Genomic DNA, 24,054 nt, shown 5'->3' with positions numbered 1-24,054 from the left:
GGAGAAGTGTTCATGACAGGTCAAGCGCAAGCAGGCCGGCCAATCAAGTTACTGCGCAATCTGAATGCCAAGATTGCGTCCATTCCGATGATCCTGACAGCGCTGGTGATTTTTGTCGGCGGCACGCTCTGGACCGTCTTTTATTCCTTCACGAATTCGAAGCTCCTTCCGCGATTGAGCTTCGTCGGCATTGATCAGTATGAGCGGCTTTGGGCCGCACCGCGCTGGGTAACGGCGATCGAGAATCTGGCTCTCTACGGCGTTCTTTCGCTGATCTTCAGCCTGGTCATCGGTTTCCTGCTTGCTGCGCTGATGGATCAGAAGATCCGTTTCGAAAATACGTTCCGCACCATCTTCCTCTACCCCTTCGCGCTGTCCTTCATCGTGACGGGCCTCGTCTGGCAGTGGATTCTGAATCCCGATTTCGGCATTCAGTCGGTTGTGCGTTCGCTCGGCTGGACGAGCTTCACCTTCAATCCGCTCTATACGCCCGAAATTGTCATCTACGGCATCCTGATCGCGGCGCTATGGCAGGGAACGGGTCTGGTCATGTGCCTGATGCTTGCCGGCTTGCGCGGCATCGACGAGGACATCTGGAAAGCGGCGCGCGTCGACGGCATTCCGATGTGGAAGACCTATCTCTTCATCGTCATTCCGATGATGCGGCCGGTCTTCATCACGACGATCGTCATCATCGCTTCCGGTATCGTCAAGGTCTACGATCTTGTCGTCGCCCAGACATCTGGCGGTCCCGGCATCTCCTCGGAAGTGCCAGCGAAATATGTCTACGACTACATGTTCCAGGCACAGAACCTGGGGCAGGGCTTCGCCGCCTCGACGATGATGCTGGTGACGGTCGCGATCATTATCGTCCCGTGGGCCTATTTGGAATTCGGAGGAGGGCGCAAGCGTGGCTGATACAGGAACTCTCAATACCGTTGCCGCTGGCATCGACGCCGTTGCACCGAGACTCGGCGAAGGTCCGAGCGGCGCTAAGCCGCGCCGGGCGCTGTCGTCGCGCAACATCATGCTCTACGGCACGCTGACTGTTGCGGCACTCTATTATCTGCTGCCGCTCTACGTGATGGTCGTGACTTCGCTGAAGGGCATGCCGGAAATCCGCCTCGGCAACATTTTCTCGCCGCCGATGGAGATCACCTTCGAACCTTGGGTGAAGGCCTGGGCGGAGGCCTGCACCGGGCTCAATTGCGATGGACTGTCGCGCGGGTTCTGGAATTCGGTGCGCATCACGGTGCCGTCGGTCATCATCTCGATCGCCATCGCCTCGGTGAACGGCTATGCATTGGCAAACTGGCGCTTCAAGGGGTCCGAGCTGTTCTTCTCGATCCTCATCGTCGGGGCGTTCATTCCCTATCAGGTGATGATCTATCCGATCGTCATCATCCTTCGCGAAATCGGCCTTTACGGCACGCTGAGCGGCCTCGTCATCGTGCATTCGATCTTCGGCATGCCGATCCTGACGCTGCTGTTTCGCAATTATTTCGTGTCCTTGCCGGAAGAGCTGTTCAAGGCGGCACGCGTCGACGGCGCGGGTTTCTGGCAGATCTTCCTGAAGATCATGGTGCCGATGTCGCTGCCGATCTTCGTCGTCGCTATGATCTTGCAGGTGACCGGTATCTGGAACGACTTCCTGTTCGGTGTGGTCTTCACCCGGCCGGATACCTATCCGATGACCGTGCAGCTCAACAACATCGTCAATTCCGTCCAGGGCGTGAAGGAATACAACGTCAACATGGCCGCGACGATCCTGACGGGTCTCGTGCCGTTGATCGTCTATTTCGTGTCGGGACGGCTTTTCGTCCGTGGCATCGCCGCCGGCGCAGTGAAGGGTTGATCCCATGAACATGAATTCAAGTGTCTCCAACTCAAGTGTCTCCATCAGGGATCTGTCGCTGAATTTCGGCTCGGTCAGCGTCCTCAAGGACCTGAACCTCGACATCAACGACGGCGAATTCCTGGTGCTGCTCGGTTCGTCCGGCTGCGGCAAGTCGACCTTGCTGAACTGCATTGCCGGCCTGCTCGACGCCTCGGAAGGGCAGATCTTCATCAAAGGCAAAAACGTCACCTGGGAAGAGCCGAAGGACCGCGGCATCGGCATGGTCTTCCAGTCCTATGCGCTTTATCCGCAGATGACGGTTGAAAAGAACCTCTCCTTCGGCCTTCGCGTCGCCAAGGTGCCGCAGGCCGAGATCGACAAGCGCGTGGCGCGTGCCTCCGAGATCCTGCAGATTCAGCCGCTCTTGAAGCGCAAGCCGGCCGAGCTTTCCGGCGGCCAGCGCCAGCGCGTGGCGATCGGCCGGGCGCTGGTTCGCGATGTCGACGTCTTCCTGTTCGACGAGCCGCTGTCCAACCTCGACGCCAAGCTGCGCTCGGAATTGCGCGTCGAAATCAAGCGCCTGCACCAGTCGCTGAAGAACACGATGATCTACGTGACGCACGACCAGATCGAGGCGCTGACGCTCGCCGACCGTATCGCCATCATGAAGAGCGGTATCATCCAGCAACTCGACGATCCGACGACGATCTACAACAAACCACGCAATCTCTTCGTCGCCGGCTTCATCGGCTCGCCGTCGATGAACTTCCTGCACGGCGAGTTGGTCAGCACAGGCGACGGCATTGCCTTTTCTGCCAACGGCGTCATTTTCTCGCTCGCTGCCTACGACGCCAGCGAGACGCTGCAACCCGGCCGCAAGGTGGTGCTCGGCGTTCGCCCCGAGCACATCAAGGTCAACGAGAATGCCGGCGGCGAAGAACATGACGCCACTGTCGATATCGAGGAGCCGATGGGCGCGGACAACCTTCTGTGGCTGAAACATGCCGGTCACACGATGTCGGTACGGGTCAACGGCGCGCGCCGCTTCAACGTCGGAGCCAAGGTGAAACTGAACTTCGACATGACGGTCGCCTCGGTCTTCGATGCCGAGAACGAGTTGCGACTTTAGAGATTTTTGCGGGCGGGGCCGGATGGTGTCGCCTGCTTGCTGCAAGGCTGTTTGTATGAATTCGACCGATGCTCAACCCTTCCTCAGGCGGGGGCAAGCTTGGCAAGATGCTTGCTCCGCTCTTCGTCATTCTCGGGCTTGACCCGAGGATCCATGCCGCAACTGCCGATGGATGCCGTGTGGATGCTCGGGTCAAGCCCGAGAATGACGGAGCGCGGGGCGGATGGAAGGGTCATGACGAACGACAATTACCGGACGGCGACCATGCGCGGTCCATTTCAAAAACGTAATTCGGAAACGATATCGTGACGCAACAATCGACCACCTCCAACATCGATCTTTCCGGTTCGTGGCAGCTCGCCTCCGTCGACGGCGAAATTCGCACCGCAATCATGCTGCCGGGCGACGTGCACACAGCGCTCCACCGCGCAAGCCTGATCCCCGACCCCTATTTCGGCCGCAACGAGGAAAAGGTGCAGTGGGTTGCCGAGCGCGAATGGGCGGTCGTGCGCAGCTTCACGCTTCCGGAGGTCGACGGCGACTGGTATCTCGATATCGATTATCTCGACACGGTCGCCAGCGTCTACGTCAATGGCTTTCTGGCGCTGGAAGCCGACAACAGCTTCCGCCGCTACCGGCCCGATGTCTCCAGCATGCTGAAATCAGGCGACAACTCGATCCGCATCGTCTTTGCCTCCAACATCGCCATCGGGGCCGAGCGGCAGAAGAAGCAGCCCTTCTACATTCCCTACAGTACCGGCAATTCACCGATTCCAGACGGCAATATGCTGCGCAAGCCGCAATGCCATTTCGGCTGGGACTGGAATATCGCCATCGCGCCGTTCGGCCTCTACGGCATGATCGCGCTGAAAAAACTCGAGACCGCGCGCATCGAGCATGTGGTCACCCGCCAAACCCATAATTTCGATGGTTCAGTCGATTTGACGGTGACGGCGACGCTGTTTTCCAAGGGGCCAAGCGTTGCCCAGGTCTATTTCGATCTCGACGGCGAGCGGGTGCGGCTCGATGTCGGGGTCCATGGCGAGACCCATGTCAACCATCTCTTTCATATCGACAATCCGCGCCTATGGTGGCCATCGGGCAGCGGCGACCAGGCGCTCTACAGGCTGTCCGTCGAATTGCCGACCGATGAGGTGACGAAGCAGATCGGTCTTCGCACCATCGAGCTGATCACCACGCCGGATGCATCAGGCAGCCGCTTCGCCTTCAAGGTCAACGGCCGCGAAATCTTCTGCCGCGGCGCCAACTGGATTCCGGCAGACGCGCTGTTTTCGCTCTCTTCGCCTGGAAAGACCGAGGACCTGCTGCAATCGGCCAAGGCCGCCAACATGAACATGATCCGCGTCTGGGGTGGTGGCTTCTACGAGCAGGATCATTTCTACGATCTCTGCGACCGGCTGGGCCTGATGGTCTGGCAGGACTTCATGTTCGCCTGCAACCTTTACCCTTCGACCGAAGACTTCCTCGACAATGTGACGATCGAGGTCGGTTACCAGGTGCGGCGGCTCTCCTCGCATCCTTCGATCGTGCTTTGGTGCGGCGACAACGAGCTGGTCGGGGCACTCACCTGGTTCGAAGAGTCCCGCAAGGACCGCGACCGCTATCTCGTCTCCTACGACCGGCTCAACCGCACGATCGAGCAGGCGGTGAAAAAGGCGCTGCCCGGGGCGCTCTGGTGGCCGTCGAGCCCGGCTTCGGGTTATCTCGATTTCGGCGATGCTTGGCATGCGGACGGCTCCGGCGACATGCATTACTGGTCGGTCTGGCACGAGAACAAGTCGTTCGACAATTATCGTTCGGTGCGCCCGCGCTTCTGCTCGGAATTCGGCTTCCAGTCCTATACCTCACTGCCCGTCATCAAGACCTATGCCGAGGAGAAGGACATGAACGTCGCTTCCCCGGTCATGGAGCTGCACCAGAAGAATGCTGGCGGCAACGAGCGCATCGCCGGCACGATGTTCCGCTATTTCCGCTTCCCCAAGGATTTTCCGAACTTCGTCTATCTCTCGCAGATCCAGCAGGGGCTGGCGATCAAGACGGCGGTGGAATACTGGCGGTCGCTCAAACCCCATTGCATGGGTACGATCTACTGGCAGCTGAACGACACCTGGCCGGTCGCCTCGTGGTCGAGCCTCGACTATGGCGGCCGCTGGAAGGCGATGCATTATCTCGTCAAGCGCTTCTTCCAGCCGGTCGCGGTCGCCGCCATTCCTTCCGACGACGGAAAGACGATCCGCTTCTCGCTGGTCAACGACACGCTTGCCGATGTCAACGTCGATCTTTCGATCTCGATCCTGACGATGAAGGGCGAGCGTCGGCATCTCAAGGACGTGCAGGCCATGTGCTCGCCGGATGCGGCAGTGACGGCGGCGAGCGTCGACATCGCCGATATTCCCGAGGGCACGCTGTTGGCCTGGAATTTCACCGCGTCGAACGGCATGGGCGGCGAGGGGCACTATATCCACGGCACCTATAAGGCATTGGAATTGGAGCCTTCGGGCCTGACCGTTACCCACGAATATGTCGAGGAGAGCGGCGCGATCGATATCAATGTCACCGCGAGGGGGCTTGCGCTCTTCGTGATGATCGAGACCGAGACGGACGGCAAATATTCCGACAACGCCTTCGATCTTGCGGCCGGCGAAAGCCGCTGCATCACCTTTACTCCGGCACGGCCGCTCGATCGCGGCGCGCTTCCGGAGTTCCGGTTCTATGACCTGCATTCCTGCCAGTCGGCGGATTGATCTTTGCAAGAATGGGCACGAGGCCCAAGGAGAACATGATGACGAAACTCAGCTACCAGCTTTATAGCGCCCGCAACTTCCAGCCCTATTCGGCGATTTTCGAAAAGCTTGGCAAGGCAGGTTATGCCGAGGTCGAGGGCTTCGGCGGCATCTATGCCGATCTCGACGATGCCGGCCTGAACAGCCTTCGCGCCGATCTCGACAAGAACGGCCTGCTCATGGCGACCGGTCATTTCAGCCCTGATTTCCTGGAGAAGGACGTGCAGAAGTCGCTGAACATTGCCAAGATTCTCGGCATGGATTCGATCTATGCGCCGCATCTGGCCGCCGACCAGCGCCCCTCCGACGCCGCCGGCTGGGTCGCCTTCGGCAAGCGCCTGCAGGAGATGAGCAAGCCCTATAAGGATGCCGGCTACGAATTCGGCTGGCACAATCATGACTTCGAATTCTTCAAGCTGCAGGACGGCTCGCGGCCGATCGAGCGCATCTTCGAAGGCGCGCCTGACATTTCCTGGGAAGCCGACATCGCTTGGGTCATCCGCGGCGGCGGCGATCCCTTCGCCTGGGTCGAAAAGCTCGGACCGCGCATCACCGCCGTGCACGTCAAGGACATCGCGCCGGCCGGCGAAGCGACGGATGAGGACGGCTGGGCCGATGTCGGCCACGGCAAGGTCGAGTGGGCGAAGCTGATGGCGGCGCTACGCGCCACCAAGGCCAAACACTTCGTCGTCGAACATGACAACCCTAAAGATATCGACCGCAATATCAGCCGCTCGATTGCATCCTTCCAGACTTATTGAGGCACATCATGACCAGGGAACTTGGCGTCGGCATCATCGGATGCGGCAACATCTCCACCACCTACTTTTCGCTGGCACCGCTCTTCAGAGGGCTGAAGGTGCTGGCCTGCGCCGATATCAACGTCCAGGCGGCCGAGGCGCGCGCCAAGGAATATGGCGTCAAAGCGCAGACGATCGACGCGCTTCTCGCCAATGACGAGATCGACGTCGTCGTCAACCTGACGATCCCGGATGCGCATTTCCGCGTGTCGAAGGCGATCCTCGAGGCCGGAAAACACGTCTATTCCGAAAAGCCGCTGGTGCTTTCACTCGAAGAGGGCGAGGAGCTTCGCCGCATCGCCAAGGCAAAGAACCTTGCCGTCGGCTGCGCGCCGGACACTTTCCTCGGCGGCGCCCATCAGCTCGCCCGCAAGTTCATCGACGACGGCGGCATCGGCCGGGTGACGTCGGGCGCCTGCTACGTGATGAGCCCCGGCATGGAAATGTGGCATCCGAACCCGGATTTCTTCTTCCTGCCGGGGGGCGGCCCGATCCTCGATCTCGGCCCTTATTACATCGCCAACCTGATCAACCTGATCGGCCCGGTCAAACGTGTCGGCGGCATGACCTCGATGGCGTCGCCGACCCGGACGATCACCAGCCAGCCGCGCAACGGCGAGCTTATCCCGGTCAAGACGCCGACGACGATCCAGGCGCTGCTCGAATTCGTCAACGGCGCCACCGTGACGCTGACGGCGAGCTGGGACGTCTGGTCGCATCGTCATGCCAACATGGAGCTCTACGGCACCGACGGCTCGCTCTACGTGCCGGATCCGAACTTCTTCGGTGGTGTTGTCGAGGCAAGCGGCCGCGACAAGGAGATCAAGCCGCTCGACGCCTGGGAGCATCCGTTCGGCAAGATCAACCAGGAAAGCCCGAACGGATCGCGCGCCAATTACCGCACCGCCGGTCTTGCCGACATGGCGATGGCACTGATCGAGGGCCGCGACGCGCGCTGCTCACTCGACCGCACCCTGCACGGCGTCGACGTCATGACCTCGATCCTGAAATCGGGCGAGGAAGGCCGTTTCATCGACCTGAGCACGACCTGCACCCAGCCGGCCGCGCTTGGCATCGAAGAGGCGCAGGCGCTGTTGAAGTGATAGGGTGATGCCCGGGGGTCTGCCCGGCACCCGTCCAACTCGTCATCCTCGGCCTTGTGCCGAGGATCTGCAAACAGCGCGGCAGATGTTCGGCACGAGGCCGAGCGTGACGAAAGTACAGGGTGTTCGCCAAAATCGCTTGTGGTGTATGAAGCAGGCACTCGCGGACCATCAAGACCGATATTTTAGCAAGGAGAGTCTCATGAGCTGGCAACCAGCCGCAGACCGTTATTCGAAAATGAAATACAACCGCACGGGCCGCTCCGGCCTGAAGCTGCCGGCCGTCTCGCTCGGCCTCTGGCACAATTTCGGCGGCGACACGTCGCATGACCGCAAGATCGACATGTGCCGCACCGCCTTCGATCTCGGCATTACCCATTTCGACCTCGCCAACAATTACGGTCCGCCTCCCGGCAGCGCCGAGACCGCCTTCGGCGAGATCCTGCGCACCGAATTTTCCGGGCTTCGCGACGAGCTGATCATCTCGTCCAAGGCCGGTTACGACATGTGGCCGGGACCCTATGGCGAGTGGGGCAGCCGAAAATACCTGATCGCCTCCTGCGACCAGAGCCTGAAGCGCATGGGCCTCGACTATGTCGATATTTTCTATTCACACCGTTTCGACCCGGACACGCCGCTCGAAGAAACCTGCGGCGCGCTCGACTATATCGTCCGTTCCGGCCGGGCGCTCTATGTCGGCATCTCCTCCTATAATTCGCAGCGGACGCGCGAAGCCGCCGCGATCCTCAAGGATCTCGGCACGCCGTGTCTGATCCATCAGCCGAGCTATTCGATGCTCAACCGCTGGGTCGAGAACGACCGGCTGCTCGATACGCTCGATGAGGTCGGCATGGGCTCGATCGTGTTCTCGCCGCTTGCCCAGGGCATGCTGACGACGAAATATCTCGGCGGCATTCCCGAAGATAGCCGTGCGGCGCAGAACCATTTTCTCAAGAGGGACTACATCCGTCCTTCGATCATCGACAATATCCGCAAGCTCAACGAGATCGCCGAAAGACGCGGCCAGACCCTGGCGCAGATGGCGATCGCCTGGGTGCTGCGCGGCGGACGCGTGACCTCAGCGCTGATCGGCGCCAGCCGCTCGTCGCAGATCGTCGATTGCGTCAAGGCGCTGGATAATCTTGAATTCGCGGCCGAGGAGCTTGCCGAGATCGACGTCTATGCCCGTGAGGCGGATATCAATCTTTGGGCGAAGTCGGCGGAACGGGAATAGGAAGGTCGAGCCGGAGTTTGCAGGACACTTCCGCCAACTCCCTCATTCCTGTGACCTCAGGGCTTTGCCCGAGGGATGTCACAGAAATCCAGCCGCCGCGCGTCGGCGCGGCGAAGAGAGTTCTTTCAGCCCAAGAACTTGGGCTGGCTGGATCTCTGTAACGAGCACAGAGATGAGGGTGGAGGACGAATTGGTGACATATCCCGGCCCACTTCTGACGTACGTACCACAACAATAACCTCGGAGGAGCCGCCCATGATCCGCAATCCCATCCTGCCGGGGTTCAACCCCGATCCGTCGATCTGCCGCGTCGGCGCGGATTACTACATCGCCACCTCGACATTCGAATGGTATCCCGGCGTGCAGATCCACCATTCGCGCGACCTGGTGAACTGGACGCTGGTGCGCCGGCCGCTGGAGCGCCGATCACAGCTCGACATGCGCGGCAATCCCGACAGCTGCGGCATCTGGGCGCCGTGTCTTTCCTATGCCGACGGGCAGTTCTGGCTGGTCTATACCGATGTCAAGCGTTTCGACGGCAGTTTCAAGGATGCGCCGAACTACATCGTGACGGCGCCCTCGATCGAGGCCGAATGGTCGGATCCCGTCTATGTCAACTCCTCCGGCTTCGATCCCTCGCTGTTCCACGACGATGACGGCCGCAAGTGGTTCCTCAACATGCAATGGAACCACCGCACCGAGAGCTATGGCGGCTCGCCAAAATCGCCGGCCTTCGATGGCATCCTGCTGCAGGAATGGGACCCGGCGACGAAGGCGCTGACGGGGCCGATCAAGAATATCTTCGCCGGCAGCCCGCTCGGCCTCGTCGAGGGCCCTCATCTCTTCAAGAAGAACGGCTGGTATTATCTGACCACCGCCGAGGGTGGCACCGGTTACGACCACGCCGTCACCATGGCGCGCTCGCGCAACATCGACGGACCCTATGAGATGCATCCGAACATGCATCTTATCACCTCCAAGGACCATCCGGGCGCGGTGCTGCAGCGGGCAGGGCACGGCCAATATGTCGAAACATCAGACGGTGAGGCCTATCACACCCATCTTTGCGGCCGGCCGCTGCCGCCGAAGCGGCGCTGCACGCTGGGGCGAGAGACATCCTTACAGAAATGCGTCTGGCGCGACGACGACTGGCTCTATCTCGAAAATGGCACCTCAGTGCCCGATGTCGATGTGCCGGGCCTTTTTAATGCCGTGCCTGCGGAAAGGCCGATGCGCAGCGAATACAGCTTCGACGGCGGCGCGCTGCCTGCCGATTTCCAATGGCTGCGCACGCCCGAGCCCGCGCGCATCTTCAACCTGACGGACCGCCCGGGCCATCTCAGGCTGATTGCGCGCGAAAGCATCGGCTCCTGGTTCGAGCAGTCGCTGGTCGCCCGTCGACAGGAACATCACAGCTTCCGCGCCGAAACCGTGGTCGAGTTCTCGCCCGACACCTATCAGCAAGTGGCAGGGCTGACGCACTACTATAACCGCCATAAATTTCACGCCGTCGCGGTAACGCTGCACGAAACACTCGGCCGTTGCGTGACAATCCTCTCCTGCAACGGCGACTATCCGAACGGCCGCTTGAGCTTTCCGGCCGAAAGCGGTGTGGCGATCGCTGCCGAGGGCCGCGTGCAGCTCGCCATGGAAATCCGCGAGAACGACCTGCAATTCTTCTGGCAGACCGAAGGCAAGGGCGCCTGGCAGCCGATCGGTCCGGTCCTCGACGCCGGCATGATTTCCGACGAAGGCGGACGCGGCGAACACGGCTCCTTCACCGGCGCCTTTGCCGGTGTGTTTGCCTTCGATACGTCGGGGCGAGGGAAGGTCGCGGATTTCGACTGGTTCAATTATGACGAGTTGTGAGGGGCACTTCCTGCCACCCGCCCTCGTCCTTCGAGGCTCCGGCCTTTGGCCTACGCCCCGCACGCAAAAAGAAAGCCGGCGCAAGGCCGGCTAAGACGAACGCGGCTGAACAGGGGATGCTGGCCGGTTCCAAGCACTTCGTGACTGAACAATAACTTTCACTACATGCCGAGGCAGCGAAAAAGGGTGCAACGAGAACACCGGAGACGGCTCCGCAAAAGGGTGGGCGGCGGGGCGGATGCCGTGCTGGCCTCGGCTTTCTTATCGGACATCAAGATCACCGGATGATGACATCCGAAACCGGCTGCTGTCTTTCTTTTCGCCGAAGGGATCAGCTCGTTTCAAAGATCCGATGCCGGCTATGTCGGCGGGCCGGCTGCGTTAACGGCCATGGTGTTAGCAGGGCGCGAATGCTGTGTTCACGTCTCCAAGGATGTCAAAGCGTCATGAAGGGCCTATATAGCGGGCCAAAAGTAACATCTGAGAATCCGCAAGAGTATCGCATGGCCCCCATCATATCCGTTCAGAATCTCACCAAGACCTACGCCAATGGGTTCGAGGCCCTGAAAGGCATCAACCTCGACGTCGAGAAGGGCGAGATCCTGGCGCTGCTCGGGCCGAACGGTGCGGGCAAGACGACGTTGATTTCGATCATCTGCGGCATCGCCAATCCGAGCGGCGGCCAGGTGCTGGTCGCCGGCCACGATGTCGTGAAGGATTTCCGCGCCACCCGCGGAATGATCGGGCTGGTGCCGCAGGAGCTGACCACCGATCAGTTCGAGACGGTGTTCAATACAGTCAGTTTCTCGCGCGGGCTGCACGGCAAGAAAGCCAATCCCGCCCATATCGAGAAGGTGCTGCGCGCACTTTCGCTCTGGGACAAGAAGGACAATATGCTGCGCCAGCTGTCGGGCGGCATGAAGCGGCGAGTGTTGATCGCCAAGGCGCTCTCGCATGAGCCGGATATCCTTTTCCTCGACGAGCCGACCGCCGGCGTCGACGTGACGCTGCGCAAGGACATGTGGAATGTCGTTCAGGAGCTTCGGGCCTCGGGCGTCACCATCATCCTGACCACCCATTATATCGAGGAGGCCGAGGAGATCGCCGACCGCGTCGGTGTGATCAATGGCGGCCAATTGCTGCTCGTCGAAGACAAGGTGGCGCTGATGGCCAAGCTCGGCCGCAAGCAGCTGATTCTCGATCTCACCGAGCCGCTCGAGCGGCTTCCGGATTGTTTTGCCGGCAACGGACTGACACTGGAAGTCGGCGGCAGCCGGCTGACTTACGATTTCGACGCCGACAACGAGCAGGAGAGCATCGCGACGCTGCTGACCCGGCTGGGTGAAAACAATATCCATTTCAAGGATCTCTCGACGCGGCAGAGCACGCTGGAAGACATCTTCGTGGCGCTGGTAGGAGCAGACAAATGAACGTCGAGGCGATCAAATCGATCTATTTCTTCGAGATGGCGCGCACGCGCCGCACGCTGCTGCAAAGCGTCATCTCGCCCGTCATTTCGACCTCGCTCTATTTCATCGTCTTTGGCGCCGCGGTCGGCTCGCGCATCCAGGAGGTGGAGGGCGTATCCTACGGCGCCTTCATCACGCCGGGCCTCATCATGCTGACGCTGCTCGGCCAATGCATCAGCAACGGCTCCTTCGGGATCTATTTCCCGAAATTCACCGGCACGATCTATGAGGTGCTGTCGGCGCCGGTGGCGATGACGGAGATTCTGCTCGGTTATGTCGGGGCGGCGGCAACCAAGGGGATGCTCATCGGCTTCATCATCCTCCTGACAGCCAATCTCTTCGTCGATGTCAGGATCGAACATCCCTTCATGATGATCCTGTTCTTCCTGCTGACGGCAATCACCTTCAGCCTGTTCGGCTTCATGATCGGCATCTGGGCCGGCAATTTTGAACAGCTGAACCTCATTCCCATGCTGGTCGTGCCGCCGCTGACCTTCCTTGGCGGCAGCTTCTATTCGGTCAATATGCTGCCGCCGTTCTGGCAGGCGGTCAGCCACCTCAATCCGGTGCTCTATCTCGTCAGCGGCTTCCGCTGGAGTTTTTACGGGATCGCCGATGTCAACCCGGCGATCAGCCTGGCGATGATCACGGTATTCCTGATGATCTGCCTGGGAACACTCGGCTGGATCTTCAAGACCGGCTACCGGCTGCGCAATTGATCGCTTCCTGAATAGCATCATCGGGAAAGCCGATGATGCTATCGGTTTCTTCCGTTTTTCTTCCGCTTCGACCCGAGGCATCTGCTCTCTCATTCAAATGGAGATGCGAGATGACTAAAATCAGGATCGAAGGTGCGAAGGTGTTGATCGTCGGCGGCAGCTCGGGCATGGGATTGGCGCTTGCTAGGCGCCTGCTCGATGAGGGGGCGTCGGTGACGATCGCCGGGCGCAATAAAGAGAGGCTTGCGGCGGCTTGCCGCCAGCTCGGCGACCATCCGAAACTCGGGGCGTGCGCTGTCGATATATCGCGGGAGGAGGAGGTCGCGGCGCTGTTTCGGGATAGCGGACCGGTCGACCATATCGTCAGCACGGCCGCCGATATTGAAGGCGCCTATCAGTTGCTGCCGTCGATCGAGCTTGCCGCAGCGCAACGGGTGGTCGAGAGCAAGTTCTACGGGCCGCTGCTGCTGGCGAAATATGGCGCCGCCCATCTGCCGCCGTCAGGATCGATCACCTTTACGTCAGGTATCGCGGCCTATCGACCGGCGGCGCGCGGATCTGTGGTCGCCGCCGTCAATGCGGCACTCGAAGGTCTGGTCAGGGCGCTCGCCGTCGAACTGGCACCGCTCCGTATCAATGCCGTGTCGCCGGGATGGGTGGATACGCCGATCTGGAGCGTCGTTGCGGGTGACGCCAAGCAGGCAACGCTCGAGGCGATGGCGCAGCGCCTGCCGGCCGGGCGTGTCGGCCAGCCGGAAGATATCGCCGATGCGATCCGCTTCCTGATCGGCAACGGTTTCACCACAGGCACTATTCTGCATGTCGAAGGCGGGCATCGGCTGGTCTGACCGGTGAAAGCTCTTCGCTGGCCGATTGCAGCAGGAGGGTGAGCGCCGGCGGCTGAACCCGCCTGCGCCGCCACATCATCACCAGCGAGGCGGCCAGCGGTTGGCCCGGCCAAGGCAGTTCGACGACATCGTCGCGCGAAGCGGACGCCCCGACCGCGAGACACGGGACTAGGCCGTAGCCGGCGCCTGATGCAACGAGGCGGATGATCGTTGCGACGCTGTCGGCTTCCGCGACAATGGCCGGCGCATTCAAGCCTGCTTCTGCAAAGGCGGTATCGAACAGGTGGCGATAGATGCAGCCGGCTGCGGTCGCGATGAACGGGGCGGTGCGCAGCGCTAAGAGGCTTGCCGGCGGCTGGGCTTGCGAGTTGCGGCCGGCGATCAACACCAGCGGCTCGCTGGAGATGCGGCGCGTCGCGAAGCGCTCGTTCTGCTGGCCGCGATCGAAGGTGAAGGCGACGTCGATCGAGCCGTGCTGCAATTGCGCATGCAATTCGCTACTGCCGCCAACCTTGAGTTTGAGAGCAAGGCCGGGGTTCTGCCTACCGAAGAGGGAGAGCCAGTGCGCCAGCCTTTCAGTGGCGATGGTTTCGAGCGTGCCCAGTATGACAGATTGTTCGGCATTGCCGGCGGCAGAGCGGACGGCGTCCTTCGCCTCGCTATTCAGCGCCAAGATCTCTTCCGCATAGGCCTTCAAGGCTGCTGCTGCCGGCGTGGGGATGACGCCTTGCCGGGATCGGAGAAAGAGCTCGGCGCCCAATTCCTCTTCCAGCGCCTGTATCTGATCGCTGAGGCTCGATTGGGCGAGATTGACCTCGGCGGCGGCGCGGGTGAGGTTTCCGTGGTGGATGACCGCAAGGAACGTCTTCAGTTGTCGTGGAGTCATGTCAGGTTCCGGCATTGCGCAGGCGCAGAATATCAGCAAAGAGGACCGGCCGGCAATGGAGCAGCGTTTGGCTAAGAAGCGCCGCAATTTTAACACGAAAAATATCCAGCGTTGCTGTCACCGGTCGCGGGGGCAAGGGGATGATCACCAGCAGCGTGTTTGAATTCTTCGCGATTGCCACGCTTCTCTGCTTAAACCCACAAGAAAATCGGTCGCACGAGGCCGCAGCGCCCGTCAAAGCCAGACCTCAGTCGCGCATGCGCAGTTCGTCGGTCTGCATCTGCAGGGAACCCAGCGTTTCCAGAAAGCTCATGCCGAGCAGGCTCTGGTCGAGCCGGCCGTCCTCGGCGACGCTGGCTGCGACATTGTCGCGGACGATCGGGCCGATTGCCACCTGATCGAGCGTGAGGGGTGCTGCGCGGCCACGACCGTTGGCGGTCATGATGGTCATGGAATAGGTGAGGCGGGAGAGATCGATCCCGATCCGCTCGGCATCTTCGCGCGACAGCGCCACCATGCTGGCGCCGGTATCGACGAGCATCTGGATCGTTTGGCCGTTGACAGCGACATCGGCTTCGAAATGGCCGTTCAGCAGCTTGTGCAGAATGATCTCCTGGCCGCCCTCGCTGGTGGTGACGACGACGGCGCGGCCGGGAACGAGGCCGGCGAGCAGCCTGTTGCCGACGCCGAGTGCTTCCTGGCGATAGAGATAGACGGTCGCGAGCGTCAGGATGATGACCAGCCAGATCATCATCTGGCGCACTGTTTCGCCAATGCTGCGCCGGCTCGCCCAAATGCCGGCCGACAACATCAGTGCGATCGGCAGCAGATAGACGACACGGCCGAAATCATCGCTCTGCAGGCCGAGGATCCGGCTGCTGTCATTGCTGACGATCAGCACGGCAAGGCCGAGGCCGATGACGACGAGAAAGACGGTCAAACGGATCATAAAGGCCGCTCCGGCCGGCTGGAAAGGCCCGTTTTCCTGTGGTTCGATACCGCGGCGGCGCCTGCAAGCCTTGCCGGCAGCAGCGCCATGATCCCTCTTCGCTCGGTGTCGGAGTAGCTCACCCAGCTGCCGATTTCCTGAAGAGTCCGGCCGCATCCGGCGCAAAATCCGGTGGCGGGCTCCAGGGAGCAGAGGTGAATGCAGGGTGTTTGCATGAGCGATATATCGGAGTTTCAAAGAGCCGTGGCAAGGGCGCAAAGGCTGGCGATCTCGCAAATTTGCTGCGTCGCGCCCAGCGTGTCGCCGGTGTGGCCTGCAAGCCTGCGGCGGATGAATGCGGTGAAGGCAAGCCCTGCGATGCCCGTGGCAAGCAGGCTTGCGACCAGCGGCCGCAAGCCGAAGGCAGGCCAGATCAGAAGTGCTGCAACGAAGCCGGCCGAAGCGAGCGCAAACTGCATCGCCGCCTCGTCCGGCTGGCCGGTCGAGGCGGCGACGCCATCGGCCTTTGCCGGCGGCAGCCGCTGCCAGTGCCAGGCGATGGCCCCGCGGCTGAGCGCCGCGACGGCGGGAATGGCAAGGGCCGATGTGAGCGGCGAGGCGTGGCGGGCGATGGCGGCAAGTGCTGCGGCGCGGATCGCGAAGGAGAGGATCAGCACTATCGCTCCATAGGTGCCGATCCGGCTGTCCTTCATGATGACGAGGCTGTGCTCGCGGCTCTTGCCGCCGCCAATGCCATCGGCCGTATCGGCCAGCCCGTCCTCGTGCAGCGCGCCGGTGGCGAGAACCTGGATCGAAAGCGCGATCAGGGCCGCCATCAGCGGATCGGCATGCAGCCCCAAAGCCAAGAGGAGGGCAAGCGCGGGGACGAAGCCGATGACGATGCCGGCGAAGGGAAAAGCGCGCACCAGTCTGCCGAGCCTGCCGTCATAGCCTTTGAACAGCGATTGCGGCATGGGAATGCGGCTGAGGAAGGCGACGGCGCGGGCGGTATCGACCGCAAGGTCCTTGATCTTCATTCTGCTTCGTTCTGCCGTAGGTTTCGGCGTATGGTCGCGGGCGCGCTTTTGGAGTTGTTCGCCTCGTCGGCCCGCTTTAAGAGAGTTGCGACCCGCAAAGAAGCTGATTTGCGTGAAAAAAACAAGAATACCCGGATTCATAGGAAAACCGCACAGATGAGCGTTTCAGGCCTGCCGTTCGACGATTTCCGTACCCTGCTTCGTGACCTGCCGGGGCCGGATGCCCGTGCGCTGGTGGCGGCGCGCGAACGTGACGCGCAACTGACCAAGCCGCCGGGCGCGCTCGGACGGCTCGAGGAAATCGCCTTCTGGCTTGCCGCCTGGACGGGCCGAACCCCTGCCGTCAACCGGCCGCTGGTGGCGATCTTTGCCGGTAATCACGGCGTCACCAGGCAGGGAATCACGCCGTTTCCGCCGGCAGTGACGCAGCAGATGGTCGAGAACTTTGCGGCCGGGGGGGCTGCGATCAATCAGATCTGTGTCGCCTATGATCTCGGGTTGAAAGTCTTCGACCTGGCGCTGGATTATCCCACCGGCGACATCACCGAAGAGGCAGCGCTTTCCGAGCGCGATTGCGCCGCGACGATGGCCTTCGGCATGGAGGCGATCGCCGGCGGCACCGACCTGCTGTGCATCGGCGAAATGGGCATCGGCAATACGACGATCGCGGCGGCCATCAACTATGCGCTCTACGGTGGTTCGGCGCGAGACTGGGTTGGGCCCGGCACCGGTTCCGCAGGCGAGATGCTGGAGCGCAAGATCGCGGCGGTGGAAAAGGCAGTGGCGTTGCATGGCGATCACCTCGATGATCCGCTCGAGATCATGCGGCGGCTTGGCGGCCGCGAGATCGCGGCGATGGCCGGGGCCATTCTCGCCGCCCGCATGGAACGCATTCCTGTGCTGATCGACGGTTATGTTGCGACCGCGGCGGCGGCAATCCTGAAAGCTGCCAATCCGTCCGCGCTCGATCATTGCCTGATCGGCCATGTCTCCGGCGAACCCGGACATCTGCGCTCGATCGAGATGCTCGGCAAGACGCCGCTTCTGGCGCTCGGCATGCGGCTCGGCGAAGGCACCGGGGCAGCGCTTGCCGCAGGGATCGTCAAGGCCGCTGCCGCCTGCCATTCCGGCATGGCGACCTTCGCCCAGGCGGGTGTCACGAATAAGCATTAAAGAATGTCGCGCAAAAGTGTGCCGCGGTTTTGCGATAGCGACATGCGTAAAAACAAAGACCTAAAGCGCGAGAAGCGAATCTGAAAGATCGCGACGCGCTTTGGTGCGAGTGGTCGGTCGCCGATCCGCTCTCGGGTTGGCTTGCGCCGATCAAATGGATTGGGTACCTGCGAGTCATCAAGGGAAGGCAAAGTCTTTCCCAGTCTGCAAGAGGAGAGAGGCGTCTTGACGAAGCCTGCGGTGACGAAAGAGACTGGATTTCGACATTTCACCGCCGCCGCCGGCTATTCCTGGGCGGGCTTCCTGCGCGTGATGAAAGAGGCAGCCTTCCGCCAGGAACTCGGTTTTTTCGTCGTTTCGATCGCGACGCTGGCATTGGTGGGGGCAACTGCCGGGGAGATCGTCGTTGCGGTGCTTCTGTTTCTCGGGCTCTTTTCGATGGAGGCGATGAATACCGCCGTCGAGGAGGTGATCGACCGGATTTCGCCGGAGATTTCGATCGTCGGCAAACATGCCAAGGATCTCGGTTCCTTCGCGGTGACCTGCATGATCGCCGCCTGCTGCCTCTATCTCGCCTTCGTCCTCGGCAGGCACCTGTTCTTCAGCCCGGCGTGATCAGGCCGATAATCCTACGGGGCTGAATCAGAACATCGTGCCCAGCTTGATCAGGCAAAACTCTTGCGCTTGCGCGCGACCGCCTGAGCCTCTTCCACAGCCGGCAGGCTCTGAAGCACGCGCCTGGCGGGCAGGATGGCGATCACTTCGGTTCCCTCGCGCAGCTTCGATTTCAGCAGGAACTGTCCGTCATGCTTGGCAAGGATCGCCTGGACGATCGGCAGGCCGAGGCCGGTGCCCTGTTCGGCGCTCTTAATGGCGATCGAGCCCTGACCGAAGGCCGAAAGGACAACGGGGATCTCTTCCTCCGGAATGCCGGGCCCGTTGTCCTTGATCGAGATGTACTGCCCGCCGCCGGCCGTCCAGCCGACCTTGACGTGGATTTCGCCGCCCTGTGGGGTGAACTTGACGGCGTTGGAGAGAAGGTTGAGCACCACCTGGCGCATCGACTTCTCGTCTGCCCAGATGGCTGGCAGCTGCCGTTCGAATTGATCCGAAATGGCGATGTTCTTGGCGCGGGCGCGCAGCTGGACCATGCCGATGCAATCCTCGGTGATATCGAGCAGCGAGATCGCCTCCTCGCTCAGCTCGTACTTGCCGGCTTCGATGCGGGAGAGGTCGAGAATCTCGTTGATGAGATCAAGCAGATGTTGGCCGGACCGGTGGATATCGCCGGCATATTCCTTGTAGGTCGGATTGGCGAGCGGTCCCATGACTTCGGCCGACATCACCTCGGAGAAACCAAGGATGGCATTGAGCGGGGTCCTGAGCTCGTGTGACATGGAGGCAAGGAAGCGGGACTTGGCGAGGTTTGCCTCTTCAGCTCGGCGGCGAGCCTCATCCGACATCGATTTCGCCACTTCAAGCTCGGCAATGAGGTCATCCTTCTCCGACTGGTAGGAGAGGATCCTGAGGCTCGACTTGAAGAGCCGGTCGCTGATATAGTTGAAGAAGACGAGGGTGGTGGTGAAGAGCACCGTCAGGCTGATTTCAAGGAGGTCGCGCGACAGGCCGCTCTTGGCGGCGAGCGCCAGGACCGCTGGCGCGAAGGAGACGAGCACCGTCGGCGTCAGCATAAAGTTTGACATCGCCGTGACGGAGAGTGCGATCAGCAGCGTCGCGCCCTTATAAAGAATGAAGCTGGACGGCTCGCAGATATCGCAACCCTGCAGCGCGAATATGGCCCAGCAGCAGCCGAGCAGGAATTGGCCGAACAACAGCAGGCGGTGCCATTTGCGGGCGCTCTCCGGGGTGATTTCCTGCTGGCGCGCACGCCGCGCAAGCAGGATATTGCCGGTGTGACAGGTGAGCGTCAGCAGCGCCCAGAAGAGCAATTGCGTATCTTGGGTGAAATAAACGCCAAGTGCGGTGATGATGACGACGAAGAGCGGCATGATCGTCGCGCCCTGCAGCATCGACGCCACATACATCTTGAGCACGTCACGGTCGAAGGAGGAATTGGACGCATGACCGGACTGAAGACGTTCGCGCGTCTGCCGCACGGCCTTGGAAACGGCCTTGTTGCGGTGGCTGCGCGACCTGTCGACGATGATCTTGTCGGTCGATGTGCTTACGCCGGTACTCATGTGCACGTTGAAACTTCATCCCAGGGTGGATAAGAGCTTAACCGACAATTCTTAAGAAGATGTTTGCCATCTTTGCCAAGGATTTGTTTTTTAAGGAGGCAAAAGCGTGACACGGAGCCTGCGCCTGATTCGTGACGGCGTGACCGCTTTTGCCCTGCTGGCGCTCGTGGCGCTGATCGCCGCCAAACTCAACGATGCAGCAAAAATTGAGCATGCGGGCGCTTTCCATGCTGCCGACGGCGACAGTCTGACATTAGGAGACGAACGTTTGCGCTTGGAAGGCATCGATGCACCGGAACTCAACCAGAGCTGTATCCGGGCGGGCGAGTCCTGGGCCTGCGGCCGGGCGGCGCGCGAGGCGCTGCAAGGCCTGGTCCTGGCATCGGGAACGCTTTGCCAGGGCAGCCGGCGCGACCGTTATGACAGGCTGCTTGTCATCTGCCGGAGCGGGGCGGGCGGCGACATCAATGCCGCCATGGTGCGCCGGGGCATGGCCATCTCCTATGGCGGTTATGCCAGGGAAGAGACCGAGGCGAAGGCTGCGAAGGCGGGCCTCTGGGCCGGCACTTTCGAGCGGCCGCGCGACGTGCGTGATCATGCGCGCCAGAGTTCCGGTTTCGATGGCCCGCTGCGCTTTATCAGGCGGATCGTCGGATGGGAGTGAAGCCATGACCGACGAAGCCGAGCTGGAGACATTGCGGCGGGAGATAGCTTCCTGCCGCATCTGTCGTGACACGCCGGCGAAAGGCCTCGAATATCGGCTGCCGCACGAGCCGCGGCCGGTGGCGGTGATCTCATCGAGCGCGCGAATCCTGATCGCCGGGCAGGCGCCCGGGCTTCGGGTCCATGAGAGCGGCTTGCCGTTCGACGATGCTTCGGGCGACCGGTTGCGTTCATGGCTCGGCGTTGACAGGGCAAGCTTCTACGACCGAGACCGATTCGCCATCGTGCCCATGGGCTTCTGCTTTCCCGGCTATGACGACAAAGGCGGGGATCTGCCGCCGCGTCGCGAATGCGCGCCGTTCTGGCGGCGAAGGGTGATTTCGGCGATGCCGCAGATCGAACTGGTGCTGGTCATCGGCCAATATGCCCAGGCTTGGCATATGGCCGGCGAAAGACAGGGCAATATGACCGAGACGGTGCGGGCGTGGCGTAACAGTCTTCTGTCCAACCGGTTGCCGGCGGTGCTGCCGTTGCCACATCCCAGCTGGCGCAACAGCGGCTGGCTGAAGCGCAATCCGTGGTTCGAGAAAGAATTGCTCCCGATCCTACAGGATCGAACGAAAATGCTGCTTTCCTGAAACAAAATTCTTTTCGTCGCGCGGAATCGAGTTATACAAAGAAAATAATTCGAAAGGACTGTTGTGCGCATGGACCGCCTCGACCGAAAAATACTGCGTCTGCTGCAAGAAGATTCGACGCTTGCCGTGGCCGATCTCGCCAAAAAAGTCGGGCTTTCGACGACCCCATGCTGGCGGCGCATTCAGAAAATGGAAGAAGACGGCGTCATCAAGCGCCGGGTCGCCATCCTTGATCCGGAGAAGGTCAACACCAAGGTCACCGTCTTCGTGTCGATTCGCACCGCCACCCATTCGATCGAATGGCTGCGGCGCTTTTCCGAGGTGGTCGCCGAGTTCCCCGAAGTAGTCGAATTCTACCGGATGAGCGGCGATGTCGACTATCTCTTGCGAGTCGTCGTGCCCGATATCGCAGCCTATGACGCTTTTTATAAGCGGATGATCGCCAAGATCGAGATTCGCGACGTCTCCTCCGCCTTCGCGATGGAGCAGATCAAGTATTCGACGCAGTTGCCGCTCGACTATATGCTTCTCGATAATGCCAAATCCAACGAGGATTGAAGCTCTCCCCGTGTGATCTGCGATCGCACGGGAGACTACCCAATAAGGTTGATTCGAGATGTGGCCTGCGGGCGCCCGAGGCAATCATCTAAACCCACTAAGATGGTTTGCAGACTGCGGCCGCACGTGAGCCCCATTCCCCTTGGATTGAGGCTGCAGAGACAATCCGACCACGAAAAGAGTGACTGAGCCGAAAGGCAAAGCTCTCAGCAGATTGTGACCCGATTGCAGAAAATCCCGAAAATAGCGAAAAAACGCTCGAATTGCGCCAAGGTTCTCGAAATACATAGCCTGGTAAGGAATACGGGGGTATGTTGCATGGAACCAATGAGCGCCATGTCATCATTTTGTCTCATTGGAATCGAATTCAGGACACCATGTTCTAAACCGCTGCCTTGTATGTGTCCATTAGCCGGCGGTAGAGTTTGTGCGCTTCACCAGTATGTTCGACGGGGGTCGGATGGTGGAGAATTTGACAAAATGGGGCGTAGTGTTTGCGGCTTGCGATGGAGGATTTCCGTCGCGGAGCCGTTTGGCGTGTGTTTGGTCTAAATAATTGAAATTGTTGTATAAAAATCACGTCGCCGGTGAAAGTTACTGTCGGGGCCCCATCCTGCATGTATCGAGAATTGCTTGATAGGGCCTTGTATGTGATGACGGTTTGGCGGTTCGATCGATCCGCACGCCGAGATGGCTGTTCAAACTGGGCCGGCTTCAAATCGACTATCCGATTGGAAGCCAGCCCCGATCGACAAAGGAATGGATTGGTAAATGAACATCAGAATGGTTTTGCTTGCATCAGCAGCAGCATTTGCTGCATCGACGCCGGTTCTTGCAGCTGACGCTATCGTTGCTGCTGAGCCGGAACCGGTTGAATACGTTCGCGTCTGCGACGCTTACGGCACCGGCTACTTCTACATCCCGGGCACCGAAACCTGCCTCAAGATCGAAGGCTACATCCGTTTCCAGGTCAACGTTGGCGAAGATGTCGGCGGCGATTCTGACTGGGATGCGGTTACCCGCGGTCAGGTTCAGTTCACGGCCAAGAGCGATACCGAGTATGGTCCGCTGACCGGCGTCATCGTCATGCAGTTCAATGCTGACAACGCCACCGATCAGGAAGCCAAGCTCGACTCCGCTTACCTCGACATCGCCGGCTTCCGCGCCGGTCTGTTCTACAGCTGGTGGGACGATGGCCTCTCCGGCGAAACCGACGACATCGGTTCGGTTGTAACGCTCCACAACTCCATGCGCTATCAGTATGAAAGCGGCACCTTCTACGCTGGCCTCAGCGTCGACGAACTGGAAGACGGCGTTTACAAGGGCGACGAAGAAGCAAACAACGTTGGCGTTGCCTTCGGCGTCGGCGGCACGGCTGGTGCCTTCAGCTACCAGGTCACTGGCGGCTGGGACTTCGACAACGAAGACGGCGCAATCCGCGCTATGGGTACGGTTGAAATCGGCCCCGGCACGCTCGGCCTCGCTGGCGTATACTCTTCCGGACCAAACTCCTACTACTCCTCGGCTGAATGGGCTATTGCAGCCGAATACGCCATCAAGGCAACCGACAAGCTGAAGATCACCCCGGCCGTTCAGTACTACGGCAACTACTTCGGTGGCGACAAGGCCGTTCCGGATGACTTCGACGGTCTCGGCGATGCTTGGAAAGTCGGTCTGACAGTTGATTACCAGATCGTCGACAACTTCTACGCCAAGGCTTCGGTTCAGTACCTCGATCCGGATGATGGCGACGACTCCACGACGGGCTACTTCCGTCTGCAGCGTTCGTTCTAATCAACTTAGTGAATGCTCCCGGCCTTCGGGCCGGGGGCACTTCAAATCAGTTTCTGATCCGAGTGACCTCCGATCAGCTACGGGGACGGGTCCGGTCTTCCCTGCCGGGCCGTCCTTGCAGCGTTTTTGACGTGCAGTCTTCAAGGCAGTCTTTCAGCACAGCCTTTTCAGGTGAACCGGAGCGGATGTTGCGTATTGCACGCCGGCTTCTTGCGTGGACCGTCTCTCGAGGCACTCCCTTTTTCAATTTTCAAGCGAGCTGGATTGATCGATAGCATCACCGTAAGGGAGCTATTGGTCCTTTCTCGTAGTCGGCCTCGCCAGGCTTGGCCGCAACAGGTCGTGAAAAGAAAGTCCAATGCCG

24 protein-coding genes are annotated in these 24,054 nt (G+C 60.6%); 17 read left to right on the top strand and 7 right to left on the bottom strand.

Annotation, left to right across the window (positions count from 1 at the left end; all coding sequences use genetic code 11):
* Nucleotides 1-12: 12 nt before the first annotated feature.
* The 3 genes from HJB84_RS24665 to HJB84_RS24655 are packed head-to-tail and all read left to right on the top strand — an operon-like array spanning nucleotide 13 to nucleotide 2,966.
* The gene (locus tag HJB84_RS24665) at nucleotides 13-918 is read left to right on the top strand and encodes a carbohydrate ABC transporter permease (RefSeq protein WP_007629571.1); all 906 of its coding nucleotides are present in this window, start codon (nucleotides 13-15) and stop codon (nucleotides 916-918) included.
* Complete coding sequence (locus tag HJB84_RS24660) at nucleotides 911-1,855, top strand: carbohydrate ABC transporter permease (RefSeq protein WP_207580778.1); 945 nt, start codon at nucleotides 911-913, stop codon at nucleotides 1,853-1,855. The genes HJB84_RS24665 and HJB84_RS24660 overlap by 8 nt, the downstream gene beginning before the upstream one ends.
* A gap of 4 nt (nucleotides 1,856-1,859) precedes the next feature.
* Nucleotides 1,860-2,966 carry an ABC transporter ATP-binding protein gene (locus HJB84_RS24655; protein WP_207580777.1) on the top strand — a complete coding sequence of 369 codons (1,107 nt, stop codon included), beginning with the start codon at nucleotides 1,860-1,862 and terminating at the stop codon, nucleotides 2,964-2,966.
* 83 nt (nucleotides 2,967-3,049) lie between these two features.
* Here the strand turns inward: HJB84_RS24655 and HJB84_RS24650 are convergent, their stop codons facing one another.
* Entirely contained in the window at nucleotides 3,050-3,202 is a 153-nt protein-coding gene (locus HJB84_RS24650; protein WP_207580776.1) for a hypothetical protein, read from the bottom strand.
* 69 nt (nucleotides 3,203-3,271) lie between these two features.
* Here HJB84_RS24650 and HJB84_RS24645 point away from each other — a divergent pair, with 69 nt between their 5' ends.
* From HJB84_RS24645 to HJB84_RS24610, 8 genes are all read left to right on the top strand, one after another.
* Complete coding sequence (locus tag HJB84_RS24645) at nucleotides 3,272-5,731, top strand: glycosyl hydrolase 2 galactose-binding domain-containing protein (RefSeq protein WP_221117161.1); 2,460 nt, start codon at nucleotides 3,272-3,274, stop codon at nucleotides 5,729-5,731.
* A 38-nt stretch (nucleotides 5,732-5,769) separates the two neighbouring features.
* On the top strand, nucleotides 5,770-6,531 hold the full coding sequence (locus HJB84_RS24640) for a sugar phosphate isomerase/epimerase (RefSeq protein ID WP_221117160.1): 762 nt from the start codon (nucleotides 5,770-5,772) through the stop codon (nucleotides 6,529-6,531).
* Between the two features lie 8 nt (nucleotides 6,532-6,539).
* Nucleotides 6,540-7,673 carry a Gfo/Idh/MocA family protein gene (locus HJB84_RS24635; RefSeq protein WP_207580773.1) on the top strand — a complete coding sequence of 378 codons (1,134 nt, stop codon included), beginning with the start codon at nucleotides 6,540-6,542 and terminating at the stop codon, nucleotides 7,671-7,673.
* Between the two features lie 202 nt (nucleotides 7,674-7,875).
* Nucleotides 7,876-8,907 carry an L-glyceraldehyde 3-phosphate reductase gene (gene mgrA / locus HJB84_RS24630; protein ID WP_207580772.1) on the top strand — a complete coding sequence of 344 codons (1,032 nt, stop codon included), beginning with the start codon at nucleotides 7,876-7,878 and terminating at the stop codon, nucleotides 8,905-8,907.
* Nucleotides 8,908-9,162: 255 nt separating this feature from the next.
* Nucleotides 9,163-10,776, top strand: a complete 1,614-nt coding sequence (locus tag HJB84_RS24625; RefSeq protein WP_207580771.1) for a glycoside hydrolase family 43 protein — start codon at nucleotides 9,163-9,165, stop codon at nucleotides 10,774-10,776.
* Nucleotides 10,777-11,279: 503 nt separating this feature from the next.
* Nucleotides 11,280-12,206, top strand: coding sequence for an ABC transporter ATP-binding protein (locus HJB84_RS24620; RefSeq protein WP_207580770.1), 927 nt, complete (start codon nucleotides 11,280-11,282; stop codon nucleotides 12,204-12,206).
* Nucleotides 12,203-12,964, top strand: coding sequence for an ABC transporter permease (locus HJB84_RS24615; RefSeq protein ID WP_207580769.1), 762 nt, complete (start codon nucleotides 12,203-12,205; stop codon nucleotides 12,962-12,964). The genes HJB84_RS24620 and HJB84_RS24615 overlap by 4 nt, the downstream gene beginning before the upstream one ends.
* A 110-nt stretch (nucleotides 12,965-13,074) precedes the next feature.
* Complete coding sequence (locus HJB84_RS24610) at nucleotides 13,075-13,812, top strand: SDR family oxidoreductase (RefSeq protein WP_207580768.1); 738 nt, start codon at nucleotides 13,075-13,077, stop codon at nucleotides 13,810-13,812.
* Here the strand turns inward: HJB84_RS24610 and HJB84_RS24605 are convergent.
* From HJB84_RS24605 to HJB84_RS24585, 5 genes are all read right to left on the bottom strand, one after another.
* Nucleotides 13,775-14,698 (bottom strand): LysR family transcriptional regulator, encoded by a 924-nt coding sequence (locus HJB84_RS24605; protein ID WP_221117159.1) that lies wholly within the window; start codon nucleotides 14,696-14,698, stop codon nucleotides 13,775-13,777. The two genes, HJB84_RS24610 and HJB84_RS24605, sit on opposite strands and share 38 nt — an antisense overlap.
* 1 nt (nucleotide 14,699) lies before the next feature.
* Nucleotides 14,700-14,879, bottom strand: a complete 180-nt coding sequence (locus HJB84_RS24600) for a hypothetical protein (RefSeq protein WP_221117158.1) — start codon at nucleotides 14,877-14,879, stop codon at nucleotides 14,700-14,702.
* Nucleotides 14,880-14,945: 66 nt separating this feature from the next.
* Entirely contained in the window at nucleotides 14,946-15,647 is a 702-nt protein-coding gene (locus HJB84_RS24595) for a TIGR02281 family clan AA aspartic protease (RefSeq protein WP_207580764.1), read from the bottom strand.
* On the bottom strand, nucleotides 15,644-15,862 hold the full coding sequence (locus HJB84_RS24590; RefSeq protein ID WP_207580763.1) for a DUF1289 domain-containing protein: 219 nt from the start codon (nucleotides 15,860-15,862) through the stop codon (nucleotides 15,644-15,646). Before HJB84_RS24590 ends, HJB84_RS24595 begins: the two co-directional genes overlap by 4 nt.
* Before the next feature lie 18 nt (nucleotides 15,863-15,880).
* The gene (locus HJB84_RS24585) at nucleotides 15,881-16,663 is read right to left on the bottom strand and encodes an adenosylcobinamide-GDP ribazoletransferase (protein ID WP_221117157.1); all 783 of its coding nucleotides are present in this window, start codon (nucleotides 16,661-16,663) and stop codon (nucleotides 15,881-15,883) included.
* A 156-nt stretch (nucleotides 16,664-16,819) separates the two neighbouring features.
* Here HJB84_RS24585 and cobT point away from each other — a divergent pair, with 156 nt between their 5' ends.
* Nucleotides 16,820-17,836 carry a nicotinate-nucleotide--dimethylbenzimidazole phosphoribosyltransferase gene (gene cobT / locus HJB84_RS24580; protein ID WP_164011876.1) on the top strand — a complete coding sequence of 339 codons (1,017 nt, stop codon included), beginning with the start codon at nucleotides 16,820-16,822 and terminating at the stop codon, nucleotides 17,834-17,836.
* A gap of 225 nt (nucleotides 17,837-18,061) precedes the next feature.
* Nucleotides 18,062-18,451, top strand: a complete 390-nt coding sequence (locus HJB84_RS24575; RefSeq protein ID WP_221117156.1) for a diacylglycerol kinase — start codon at nucleotides 18,062-18,064, stop codon at nucleotides 18,449-18,451.
* A gap of 50 nt (nucleotides 18,452-18,501) precedes the next feature.
* Here the strand turns inward: HJB84_RS24575 and HJB84_RS24570 are convergent, their stop codons facing one another.
* Nucleotides 18,502-20,037, bottom strand: a complete 1,536-nt coding sequence (locus HJB84_RS24570) for a HAMP domain-containing sensor histidine kinase (RefSeq protein WP_221117155.1) — start codon at nucleotides 20,035-20,037, stop codon at nucleotides 18,502-18,504.
* Between the two features lie 106 nt (nucleotides 20,038-20,143).
* Between HJB84_RS24570 and HJB84_RS24565 the strand changes: the two genes are divergently transcribed.
* The 4 genes from HJB84_RS24565 (at nucleotide 20,144) to HJB84_RS24550 (ending at nucleotide 23,690) form a co-directional block, all read left to right on the top strand.
* On the top strand, nucleotides 20,144-20,701 hold the full coding sequence (locus HJB84_RS24565) for a thermonuclease family protein (RefSeq protein ID WP_207580759.1): 558 nt from the start codon (nucleotides 20,144-20,146) through the stop codon (nucleotides 20,699-20,701).
* 4 nt (nucleotides 20,702-20,705) lie between these two features.
* Nucleotides 20,706-21,338, top strand: coding sequence for a uracil-DNA glycosylase family protein (locus HJB84_RS24560; protein WP_207580758.1), 633 nt, complete (start codon nucleotides 20,706-20,708; stop codon nucleotides 21,336-21,338).
* 69 nt (nucleotides 21,339-21,407) lie between these two features.
* Nucleotides 21,408-21,896: an Lrp/AsnC family transcriptional regulator gene (locus HJB84_RS24555; RefSeq protein ID WP_007629545.1), complete on the top strand. Its 489-nt coding sequence runs from the start codon at nucleotides 21,408-21,410 to the stop codon at nucleotides 21,894-21,896.
* 771 nt (nucleotides 21,897-22,667) lie between these two features.
* Nucleotides 22,668-23,690, top strand: a complete 1,023-nt coding sequence (locus HJB84_RS24550) for a porin (RefSeq protein WP_221117154.1) — start codon at nucleotides 22,668-22,670, stop codon at nucleotides 23,688-23,690.
* Nucleotides 23,691-24,054 lie beyond the last annotated feature (364 nt).

Origin of the sequence: Rhizobium sp. NZLR1b, assembly GCF_019685155.1 — a bacterium.
Lineage (GTDB): Bacteria > Pseudomonadota > Alphaproteobacteria > Rhizobiales > Rhizobiaceae > Rhizobium.
The sequence above is the reverse complement of the archived record's forward strand: the minus strand, read 5'-3'. Positions and strand labels throughout refer to the sequence as shown.

What these genes read in the sequence shown, in the direction of transcription:
- HJB84_RS24665 (WP_007629571.1), top strand. Translation starts at nt 13, where the DNA reads ATGACAGGTCAAGCGCAAGCAGGCCGGCCAATCAAGTTACTGCGCAAT.
- HJB84_RS24655 (WP_207580777.1), top strand. Translation starts at nt 1,860, where the DNA reads ATGAACATGAATTCAAGTGTCTCCAACTCAAGTGTCTCCATCAGGGAT.
- HJB84_RS24650 (WP_207580776.1), bottom strand. Translation starts at nt 3,202, where the DNA reads ATGACCCTTCCATCCGCCCCGCGCTCCGTCATTCTCGGGCTTGACCCG.
- HJB84_RS24640 (WP_221117160.1), top strand. Translation starts at nt 5,770, where the DNA reads ATGACGAAACTCAGCTACCAGCTTTATAGCGCCCGCAACTTCCAGCCC.
- HJB84_RS24635 (WP_207580773.1), top strand. Translation starts at nt 6,540, where the DNA reads ATGACCAGGGAACTTGGCGTCGGCATCATCGGATGCGGCAACATCTCC.
- mgrA (WP_207580772.1), top strand. Translation starts at nt 7,876, where the DNA reads ATGAGCTGGCAACCAGCCGCAGACCGTTATTCGAAAATGAAATACAAC.
- HJB84_RS24625 (WP_207580771.1), top strand. Translation starts at nt 9,163, where the DNA reads ATGATCCGCAATCCCATCCTGCCGGGGTTCAACCCCGATCCGTCGATC.
- HJB84_RS24620 (WP_207580770.1), top strand. Translation starts at nt 11,280, where the DNA reads ATGGCCCCCATCATATCCGTTCAGAATCTCACCAAGACCTACGCCAAT.
- HJB84_RS24615 (WP_207580769.1), top strand. Translation starts at nt 12,203, where the DNA reads ATGAACGTCGAGGCGATCAAATCGATCTATTTCTTCGAGATGGCGCGC.
- HJB84_RS24610 (WP_207580768.1), top strand. Translation starts at nt 13,075, where the DNA reads ATGACTAAAATCAGGATCGAAGGTGCGAAGGTGTTGATCGTCGGCGGC.
- HJB84_RS24605 (WP_221117159.1), bottom strand. Translation starts at nt 14,698, where the DNA reads ATGACTCCACGACAACTGAAGACGTTCCTTGCGGTCATCCACCACGGA.
- HJB84_RS24595 (WP_207580764.1), bottom strand. Translation starts at nt 15,647, where the DNA reads ATGATCCGTTTGACCGTCTTTCTCGTCGTCATCGGCCTCGGCCTTGCC.
- HJB84_RS24590 (WP_207580763.1), bottom strand. Translation starts at nt 15,862, where the DNA reads ATGCAAACACCCTGCATTCACCTCTGCTCCCTGGAGCCCGCCACCGGA.
- HJB84_RS24585 (WP_221117157.1), bottom strand. Translation starts at nt 16,663, where the DNA reads ATGAAGATCAAGGACCTTGCGGTCGATACCGCCCGCGCCGTCGCCTTC.
- cobT (WP_164011876.1), top strand. Translation starts at nt 16,820, where the DNA reads ATGAGCGTTTCAGGCCTGCCGTTCGACGATTTCCGTACCCTGCTTCGT.
- HJB84_RS24570 (WP_221117155.1), bottom strand. Translation starts at nt 20,037, where the DNA reads ATGAGTACCGGCGTAAGCACATCGACCGACAAGATCATCGTCGACAGG.
- HJB84_RS24560 (WP_207580758.1), top strand. Translation starts at nt 20,706, where the DNA reads ATGACCGACGAAGCCGAGCTGGAGACATTGCGGCGGGAGATAGCTTCC.
- HJB84_RS24555 (WP_007629545.1), top strand. Translation starts at nt 21,408, where the DNA reads ATGGACCGCCTCGACCGAAAAATACTGCGTCTGCTGCAAGAAGATTCG.
- HJB84_RS24550 (WP_221117154.1), top strand. Translation starts at nt 22,668, where the DNA reads ATGAACATCAGAATGGTTTTGCTTGCATCAGCAGCAGCATTTGCTGCA.